Genomic DNA, 7,703 nt, shown 5'->3' with positions numbered 1-7,703 from the left:
GGCGGTGAGCGCTCACCGCCCCGACGGGATCGGGCGAAGGTCAGCCGCGGCGCCACTTCTGGTTGGCGCCGCCGTTGCACTCCCAGAGCTGGAGCGGGGTGCCGCCACCGCCCCAGCCGGTTACGTCCACGCACTTGTTGGCCTGCGGGTTGACCAGGTCGCCCGCACCGCTCAGGACGAACTGCTGTGCCGGGTTGCCGCTGCAGTTGGCGAGCTGGATGGCGGCGCCGTTGGCGGTGGAACCCCAGGCCACGTCCATGCAGAGGCCGAAGGCGCGGACGGTGCCGTCGCCGGGGAAGGTCCAGTTCTGGGCGTTGGTGTTGTTGCAGTCCCACAGCTGCAGGCGCTGGCCGTCGGCGCCGTTGCTGTTGGGCACGTCGATGCACTTGCCCTGCCAGCCGATGAGCCGGCTGGTGTTCCCGCTGCCGCCGGTGGTGGTCAGGGTCAGGCCGTACGCGCCGAGGACCTCGTTGACCGGCTGGTAGAAGGTGTTGCCGCCGGTCGAGCAGTTGCCGGAGCCGCCGGAGGTGATGCCCTGGGCCTGGTCACCGGTGATCCAGGCGCCGCCCGAGTCGCCGCCCTCGGCGCAGGCGGTGGTCTGGGTGAGCCCGTAGACCAGCGATCCCGAGTAGTTGACGGTCACGTTCTTGGCCTGGATGACGCCGCAGCGCCAGCCGGTGGTGCGCCCGGACCGGCAGATGGAGGCGCCGACCACGGCCTCCTGGGAGCCCGCCACCGAGACGTTGCCGCCGCCGTAGTTGTTGACCCACGGGCGGGGTGTCCAGTTGCCGTTGGTACGGACCCAGGCGTAGTCGTTGCCGGGGAACGACGAACCGGCGAAGGTGCCCTGGCCGACGTTGTTGTAGCCGAGGGTGGGGCTGCCGGTGCCACCGCAGTGCCCGGCGGTGACGAAGCCGCCGTTGTTGACCGAGAAGCCGACCGAGCAGAGCGTGTTGCCGTTGATGACGTACTGGTCGCCGCCGCGGATGTCGTAGAGCGGCCTGGGAGCCTGGCCGACGGCGATCCTCACCGCGCCGGAGTCGACGGCACTGCTCCTGACGAAGCTCTGGGCCGCGGCGCTGTCGGCGGCCGACACCACCACGCTGTTCGCGGCCACGTCCACGTGCCAGCTGTAGATGTCCTTGCCGGCGGCCTCTGCGGCCTTGTCGAGGGTGGCCTTCGTGGCGTCCAGCTGCTTCTCGCTGCGCGGTACGACCACCGGCAGCGCGCCCGCCTTGCGGACGAGCTCGGCGTCCTGGCTGTTCAGAACGCCGACGGAGAGCCGTCCCTCGGCGGGGGTGAACCAGGCGCCGGCGAACCGGTCGGCGAGGCGCTTGCGAAGGTTCCGCTCCACCACCGATGCGCCGGCCTCGTGGGCCTGCCGGATGCGGGCCTGGGTGGGGTTCAGGCCGAGATCACGCTGCAGTGCCTGCTCGGGGGAGGCGGACGGGTTCGGGCCGGGCGGGGCGGCCTGTGCGGGGGCTGCTGGGAAGACCAGCGCGGCGGCGACTACCGCCGCGCTGGTCAGCACGGTGAATCTCACGGCTGGTCCTCTGAGGTTGGGGGGTGGACGAGGCGTGAGAGCGCTCTCTCGAAAGAAACTTTTCCATTTGTAATATTTCAAGTCAATAAGATCGCCCGTTGAATATGGTCGGCGGGTGCGGCGCCGTCGCCGCCGACCGGCCCGCGACCCGCCCGTGATCTGCGAGATCTCCGCGACAGTGGTTGCCCGACCAGGGGGAAAGTTGTGCAGTAGTCCAACTATGGGCGGGACGTCATTGTTCTCCGTTGAGGTCAAGGCGAGTCAGGATAGCCTTGGCCCCGCACACGGAGATCATCTGATCGGGCGGGGATCGTGCACCGGGATTTCAAGCCGAGCAACGTGATCCTCGGTCCGGAGGGGCCGGTCGTGATCGACTTCGGTATCGCCCGAGCAGTCGACCACATGACGAGCAGCACCGATCTGGCCGGTACCCCCGCCTACATGTCACCGGAGCAGCTCACCGACGAATCGCTCACGCCGGCCTCCGACATGTTCTCCTGGGCCAGCACGATGATCTTCGCCGCGACGGGGCGGGCGGCCTTTCCCGCGAGCAGCGTCCCGGCTGTTCTGCACGCCGTCCTGAACGGCGAGCCCGACGTCTCGGGTGTGCCCCAGCCACTGCGTTCGCTGGTGGCCGCCTGCCTGGCCAAGGACCCGGCGGCCCGCCCGGCCGCCGACCGCCTGCTCCGCGACCTCACCGGCGAGACCGTCGGCGGCCCGGCCCCCGGCGGTCCGCCACCGGTTCCGCAACAGGGCACGCGACCGGTTCCGCGACCGGGCCCGCCGCTACCGGGCCCGCCGCGGGCGGACGCGCATCCGGAGGGGCGGACGCTCGTCGATCCGGCGGTGCCCGCCGGTCAGGGGCTGCCCGCCGGAGCGCGGTACCGGCCGGAGCCCGGACCGACCTCGCCGTCGGCCGGGCTCGCCCCCCGCGCGCCGGAGGGAAGGCGCCTGCGCTGGCCGGTGCTCGTGGTGGCCGCCGCGGCCACGGCACTGGCCGTGACCGCCGGGGTGATTCTCGTACCGTCCTGGATCGGCGAACAGCAGGCGGTGGGAAGCTCCGAGGTGAGTGCCCTTCCAAAGGCGAAGGGGCCGCTCGACCTTGAGGCGTTCCCGAAGGTCGATGTCGCCGACCGGTTCGCCGACAACGCCCCCGAGTGGTACGCCGCGTACCGGCCGAGCGGCGACGAGGCCGTGCCGGCGATCTCCGTCGGCTCCGGGAGGTTCGTCGGGAGCGGTTCGGAGCCGTTCTTCGGCATCATCGGCGGGTCCGGCGCACTCCCCTCGGACAGGGCGGTCAGCGTGCTGACCACCGGTACGTTCGCCGGCACCGGGCAGCCGGAGGACAGCGTCTTCGTGGGGTGGGTGAAGGACGGCGACAACTACGTGACCGCCTGGTACAACCACACCCGCAAGGCGTCGGGGATCAACGTCCGGGTGAACGGCGGTTTCCTGGAGACCCACGGCGAGGTACCGCTGACCCTCGAAGGGGGAGACCGTCTCGCCCTGGTGCTCTCCGGCGAGACGATCACCTCTTTCGCCGAGAACGACGGGGTGTGGCGCACGCTGAACGTCGCCACCATCGGCGACGTGCTCGCCACCCCACAGGCCCGGCAGCAGTACCGGTACGCCTTCGGCCTGCGCGGCTCGACCGGCTCGATCGGCGTCGCCGGGATGGAGGGCCGCAGCGCCGCGGGCTAGCGCCGGAAACGCCGGAGAAAGACGCGCTTTGACGGCCGGGGCGCGCCGTGCAGGCGGCCCCGGCCAGGGGGTGGATCAGATGGAGCCGCTCTCGATCGCCTGCTTCAGGCCCGCCTGGGTCACCTCGTGGGAGGCGACGCCGTTGGCGACGACGAAGTCGATCAGTGAGGTGTCGGCGTCGAAGGTGAGGTACTCGGTGACCTTGGTCTTCCCGCCGGCCAGCTTCGTGAAGACGATCTTCTGGTGTGTCACGACGCCGGGCAGTGACCAGGTGTCCGTCTCGTAGTAGAGGTCGTCGGCGTTGATGCGCTGCTGCGCGTGCGTGTTGCTGGTGACGATCGCGCCCTCGTAGGGGATCTCCTCGACGGCGGTGAAGTTGATGTGGCGCTTACCGTACTTGAACCAGTCCTTGTGGGTGACGACCCGCTTCAGGAACGAGTGCATGCCGACGTGGTTGTCGATGTTGGAATATGCCGGGAACACCTTGGCGGCGGGGGCGTTGATCGTGATCGAGATGCTGCTGGTGGCGCGGCTCCGCCCGGAGTCCGGAAGGGGAGGGGTGCGGTCGTAGAACTTGTGGGTGTCCCATGCGGTCTGCCACTCGGCGGCGAGTTGGGCGTCGCTCGTGGTGTCGGCGTGGGCGGGGCTGGAGAAGACGGTGATGACGAGGGCCATGGCGAACAGCTGGGCCGCGAGGAGTCGAAGATGCTTCTTCACGTGTACCCCAAGAGGAGACAATAGGTGCATGTGATCTTCTATCGCATGTTGTTGTGACCTATGAGATTTCGTGTCGAAGAAGTGATAAATATTCGCAACGCCGCACAACCCGGCGCGAGGTACGGGGCGGCGCCGGTGACCTCCGCCCCCCGGGTGCTCCCGGCCGCCCTCAGGTGCGTTCCTGCCGGGGCAGGACCACCTCCCGCACGATGAGCAGGACGGCCGCGGCGATCGGGATGCCCAGCAGCGCGCCCACCACGCCGAGCAGCGCGCCACCGAGCAGGGCGCCGACGATCGTGGCGAGCGGTGGCACGTCGACCGAGCTCTTCATCACCGCCGGTGCGATCCAGTAGTTCTCGATCTGCTGGTAGATCGTGAAGAAGACGAGGCAGACGATGCCGACGGTCGGGGAGACGAAGAAACCCACCAGCGAGGCGACTCCCGCGCCGATGAAGGCGCCGACCAGGGGGATGAGGTCGGTGAGCGCCACGAACAGGGAGAGCGCCAGGGCGTACGGGACCTGCATGATGCTCAGGAAGAAGAAGGTCGTCACACCGGCGATGAGCGAGATGATCAGGTTCCCGGCGACGTAGCCGCCGATGCTGTCGATGATCTGGTCGCCGAGCAGGGTCGCGCGGGTACGGCGGGAGCGGGGGACGAGGCGGTAGGCCATCCTCTTGAGCGACTTCAGCGAGCCCAGGAAGTAGAGCGTCAGCACCAGCACGGTCAGCGAGTTGAAGACGGCCCCGATGAGGACCGACCCGATGCCGAGCACGCCGCCGAACATCTGGGTGCCGAAGTCGCCGCTCGTCACGTACTGCTGCAGCTTCTGCAGCAGCTGGAAGCGCTGGTCCAGGTCGCGGATCATCGGGTTGTCCTGCAGCTCCTTGAGGTACTGCGGGAACTGCTCGACGAACTGGGTGGACTGCGCGGTCAGCGGGGGCACCACGGCCAGGCCGAAGCCGACGAAGACCCCGATGACCCCCAGGAAGACGACGGCGATGGCGATCATGCGTGGTACGTTGCGCCGCTGGAGAACCTCGACCGCCGGGTTCAGGCCGATGGCCAGGAAGAGCGAGACGATGATGAGGATCAGCACCGAGCTCGCGCTCACCACCGCCTGCACCAGCCACCAGGCGGTGAGCACGCCGAGGGCGGCGGTGAAACCGAACACGAACGGGTTACCGCTCATAGAGCGCCCCGGACGGCCGAACGGGTGGTCCGGTCCGGCACCCGAAGACCTGGGCGCGGAGCCGCCCTGACCTGTCGCCGGTACGCCCGGCAGGGGCAGGGGACCCGCCGAGGTCATGATCGGTTCGAGGTCCGCGGCGTTGGCCGGTTCGCCCTGGTCGGTCGATCCGGTCGGTGTGTTCTCTTCCGCCGGTGGAACGCCGGGAGGGGATGTTGCCGCCGCTGGCACGCGGTCGGCGGGGGTGGGCTCGGACACCAGCGCACCCTGCCCGTTTCCCGGAGGGATAGTCGGCCGGCCGCCGTGATTTCGCTCGCCGTGCCCGCCCGGCCCCTCGTACGGATCAGGCCGGCCGCGGCACCGGAGCCCGCGAAGGGAGGTCAGGTCAGGTTGACGTACTGGCGGGGCCGGAGGGCGTGGCTGCGGAGGGCGGCCAGGGCGGCTGAGCGTCCGGCGGGGGTGAGGTCGCCGTCGACGCGCAGGCCGAAGGCGTCCAGGCGCCTGTTCAGCTCGGTGAGCGAGGCGTCGACCTCCACGGCCTGCCACTCCGTGCAGTCGATCACCGCCGTGACGTGCTCGCGGTCGGCGGGAGCGCCGTCGGCGAGCAGCATCAGCGCCACCTCCCTGGCCGAGGTACGGAAGCCGCTCTCCCCCGAGACGGGGGCGAGCAGTGCGGCGGCGGCGGTCTCCCAGAGCAGGTCGGCGTCGCCGAGCAGGCGCTCGCCCACCGGGGTGGTCACCAGGCGCCTGCCGCCCTGGCGCAGCGCGCCCATGTGGCCCTGGGCCACCTCGCGGACCGCGGCCAGCTCCGCGCCGCTCCAGGTGCTCTCCGCGAGCACGGACCGGGCGAGGTTGCCCCGCTGGGTCAGCGGGATGCCCCCCGGGCGGCGGCCCACGGTCAGCAGCCAGCGCAGCGCGCCCAGGTGAGCCTCGTCGGGTGCCGGGATGGGGGCGTGCAGGCGCACCTCGAAGGGCTGGGCGAGCTCGCGCCAGGCGGTGCCCCGGCCGAGGACCCAGCGGTTGAGCCGCTCGCCCTGGACCCGGTGGAGCCAGTTGTCGCCGCCCAGCTCCGGACGGGGCGCGGTGAGCCAGTGGCTGGTGAGCGTCTGCCGTTCGGCGGAGTCGGGGGCGAGCCTTCCCGAGACGATGGCCAGCTCCAGTGCGGCCGAGCAGGCGCCGTGCGCGCCCAGTTCCTCGGGGCCCATGATCGAGCTCCAGTGCAGCTCGGGAACGTCGGGCGGGAGCACGCCCGTGGCGTCCAGGGCGCTCTGGTAGGCCGCCATGCCCGCGTCCTCGCCCAGACGGGCGTAGGTGCGCAGGATGTGGGCGGTCGTGGGGGAGGAGCAGAGGGCGGCGTAGCGCTCCAGGCCGCCCAGCCGCAGCAGCCGGCCCAGCGCGTGGGCGATCACGGTGCGGTCCCCGGTGACCTTGGCGGGCAACGTGTACCAGAGGAACTCGCACACGTTGAGCTCGGTGATCGTCTCCAGTGGCTCGCCACCGGTCAGCCAGTCGATCGCGCTGCGCGCGTGCTCGGCGGAGGCGGGCTCGGAACGCTCCAGCTCCGACAGGAGTGCGGCCACGTCCGGTGCAGGCATGCCTCGAAGTCTGCCGTATGCGGGCCTGCTCTGACGATGAACGTGACGTAATGGATCCTGCACGGTGCCTACCCTAGGAAATGTCTTCTAAGTGGCTCATATGCGAGCTGTCAGATCCAGCCTTTCTTGAAAAGCATTCGTGAGCTCCACTCGGCGTAGGGGATGATCTCGGCGGTGAGCACCGGGTGGAGCCACCAGAAGTTGACCAGCGCCAGCAGGGTGAAGGCCCCCACGATCGCGGCGCCGGCCATCCGCCGCCCGGGTAGGGCGTCGGACGGACCGATGATCATTCCGGCGGCGAGCACGATCGCCAGGATCATGAACGGGACCATGGGGATCGCGTAGAACAGGAACATGGTCCGGTTGTCGGCGATCGCCCAGTAGAACCAGGGGAGCCAGCCCGCGACGTAGCCGAGGAGCACGGCCCCGGCGCGCCAGTCGCGGGTGGCGACGTACCAGGCGACCATGGCGATGAGGGCGGCCAGGCCGCCGTACCAGATGACCGGGGTGCCGACGCCCAGGACCGCCTGTGAGCAGCTGTCGGTGCCGCAGGCGCCCTTGGGGCTCTCGTAGAAGAACGCCACGGGGCGGAGCAGCAGCGGCCAGGACCAGGGTTCCGACTGGTAGTTGTGCGGGGTCGCCAGCCCGGTGTGGAAGCTCAGCACCTGGAAGTGGTAGCTCAGCCAGGAGCGGAAGGAGTCGAAGACGAAGAACACCGGGCCCTGCGAGGTCGCCTGCGCCCAGTTGCGGCCCCAGCCGCCGGGAGAGGCGAACCAGCCCGCCCAGGAGGCGATGTAGGCGAGGGCCGGCAGCAGGGCCAGCGCGGGCAGGGCGCTCGGCAGGTCCTTGCCGAAGACCCCGCCGTACGGTCTGCGCAGGCCGACGGCCCGGCGGGCCCCGGCGTCCCAGACCAGGGACATGACCGCGAAGGCGATCAGGAAGAAGATCCCCGACCACT

The 7,703-nt window shown here is 70.2% G+C and carries 4 protein-coding genes and 2 pseudogenes; 1 reads left to right on the top strand and 5 read right to left on the bottom strand.

Translation table 11 applies throughout. The annotated features are described in order from the left end of the window. Window positions 1-40: 40 nt before the first annotated feature. Entirely contained in the window at window positions 41-1,543 is a 1,503-nt protein-coding gene (locus tag AB0J58_RS43425; RefSeq protein ID WP_364227343.1) for a ricin-type beta-trefoil lectin domain protein, read from the bottom strand. Between the two features lie 288 nt (window positions 1,544-1,831). Here AB0J58_RS43425 and AB0J58_RS43420 point away from each other — a divergent pair. Continuing rightward, window positions 1,832-3,244 (top strand): annotated as a pseudogene (locus AB0J58_RS43420) (serine/threonine-protein kinase); the annotation flags it as partial. 75 nt (window positions 3,245-3,319) lie between these two features. Here the strand turns inward: AB0J58_RS43420 and AB0J58_RS43415 are convergent. From AB0J58_RS43415 to AB0J58_RS43400, 4 genes and pseudogenes are all read right to left on the bottom strand, one after another. Next, the gene (locus AB0J58_RS43415; protein ID WP_364227340.1) at window positions 3,320-3,961 is read right to left on the bottom strand and encodes a hypothetical protein; all 642 of its coding nucleotides are present in this window, start codon (window positions 3,959-3,961) and stop codon (window positions 3,320-3,322) included. 169 nt (window positions 3,962-4,130) lie between these two features. Next, window positions 4,131-5,153 carry an AI-2E family transporter gene (locus AB0J58_RS43410; protein ID WP_364227337.1) on the bottom strand — a complete coding sequence of 341 codons (1,023 nt, stop codon included), beginning with the start codon at window positions 5,151-5,153 and terminating at the stop codon, window positions 4,131-4,133. 377 nt (window positions 5,154-5,530) lie between these two features. Next, entirely contained in the window at window positions 5,531-6,745 is a 1,215-nt protein-coding gene (locus AB0J58_RS43405) for a hypothetical protein (protein ID WP_364227334.1), read from the bottom strand. A gap of 110 nt (window positions 6,746-6,855) precedes the next feature. Beyond that, a pseudogene (locus AB0J58_RS43400) lies at window positions 6,856-7,703 on the bottom strand (phospholipid carrier-dependent glycosyltransferase); the annotation flags it as partial.

This window comes from Streptosporangium sp. NPDC049644 (assembly GCF_040675205.1).
Taxonomy (GTDB): domain Bacteria; phylum Actinomycetota; class Actinomycetes; order Streptosporangiales; family Streptosporangiaceae; genus Streptosporangium; species Streptosporangium fukuiense.
The sequence above is the reverse complement of the archived record's forward strand: the minus strand, read 5'-3'. Positions and strand labels throughout refer to the sequence as shown.

Excerpts from the sequence above, each read along its gene's own strand:
- AB0J58_RS43410 (WP_364227337.1), bottom strand. The coding sequence starts at position 5,153 with ATGAGCGGTAACCCGTTCGTGTTCGGTTTCACCGCCGCCCTCGGCGTG.
- AB0J58_RS43405 (WP_364227334.1), bottom strand. The coding sequence starts at position 6,745 with ATGCCTGCACCGGACGTGGCCGCACTCCTGTCGGAGCTGGAGCGTTCC.